The organism is Parafrankia sp. Ea1.12, assembly GCF_900465275.1.
Classification (GTDB): Bacteria; Actinomycetota; Actinomycetes; order Frankiales; family Frankiaceae; genus Parafrankia; species Parafrankia soli.
On the sequence record NZ_UBIZ01000482.1, the window covers coordinates 1 to 1,335 of the forward strand.

Below are 1,335 nucleotides of genomic sequence, written 5' to 3' on the forward strand. Positions count from 1 at the left end.
TCACGCGGCGTGATCTCGCAGGAGTGCGCGGATCGAGTCGTCGAGGTGGAACGGGCCGCCGTTCCGGGTGATGATCGCGTCTGGCGCCACGTGTCGAGTGGCTTCGGCGAGGACCTCGGCGGGTCGGGCCCCCGGATTGGCGGGCGGTGCCGGGTCGAGCGTGCGGCCGTCGGGGAGCAGGGCGATGATCCGCCCGGCGGTGGTTCTGCGGAGCTTGATGTTCTCATCGTGCAGGGTGCGGTGGTGTTCGCCGCAGACGAGGGTGAGGTTGTCGATGTCGGTGCCGCCGCCCTCGACCCACGGGATGAGGTGGTGGGTGTGGAGCCGTCGGGTGTGGGCGCAGCCCGGGTACTGGCAGGTGCCTCTGTCTCGGGCGTGGACGGCGTCGCGGAGCTGCCGGTTCGGTAGTCGGCGGCGTCGACCGAGCCGCAGTGGGTTGCCGTGGGTGTCGGTGAGCAGGGTGCGGATCAGCCCGTCGCGGCCGAGTCGACGCAGGACCGTGGGGGACAGGCCGGTCGCGGGTGAGATCTCCGCACGGGATCCGGGCCTCGGCCTGGGCTGTGGGGGGTGTGGCTGTGTGGTGTCGAGCAGGGTGGTCGCGTCGATGTGCACGGTGATCGTGTGGGCGGGTGAGGTCAGCCCGGGAGCGGGCTGTTGTAGGAATCCTTCGGCGAGTGCGAGCAGTGCGTCGGCGTCGCGTCGGCGGTCCCGTGGGGCGGCCACGATCTCCCCGTCGGGGGGCGACTGGCCCGCGTCGGTGCCGGCGTCGGTGGTGGTGGTGTCGAGGCTGGCGCGGGCGGCGTCGAGCGCGGTGATGAGGTGGGCGCCTTCGTCGGGAGGCAGGACCGCGGTCAGGTGCAGCATGCCGTTGTCGTCCGTGCGCCAGGAGACCTGCCGGGCTGCCTGCGTCCTGGCACGGTCGTTCGGGTCGGCGGTGGTCTGGCGGAGGGTGCGGACGAGGCGTTCCAGCTGGCCTGCGGTGCAGTGCAGGGCGTGTTCGAGCCAGAGCGGCTCGGTGGTCGGGTCGGCGATCCGGGTGATCGCCCGGACCTTCGAGTAGGAGATCGTCCCGTCGGCGAACGCCGCCCGCACCTTGGGGAGTTGTTCGAGGGCGCGGGCCGTGGCCAGGTGTTCCCGGGCGGCACGCAGTCCGATCCCGCAGCGCCAGGACAGCCAGTGCGCACATGAGCGCAGCCCGATCCCCGACCAGCCGCCCCGCCGCTCGAAGGCGGAGAGGAGGACCAGCCAGCCGCAGGTCGCAGCCGCGAGCCGCCCTGCCCACCCGCAGATCGCGGCTTCCAGATCCGCCAGCGGTGCGGTCTGCGCGTCCAGGCC

The 1,335-nt window shown here is 72.7% G+C and carries 1 protein-coding gene; it reads right to left on the minus strand.

Going from position 1 to position 1,335, the window contains the following annotated elements; genetic code table 11:
• Positions 1–1,335, minus strand: a 1,335-nt coding sequence (locus FMEAI12_RS28890; protein ID WP_235014732.1) for an HNH endonuclease signature motif containing protein, incomplete at its 5' end; no start/stop codon positions are given.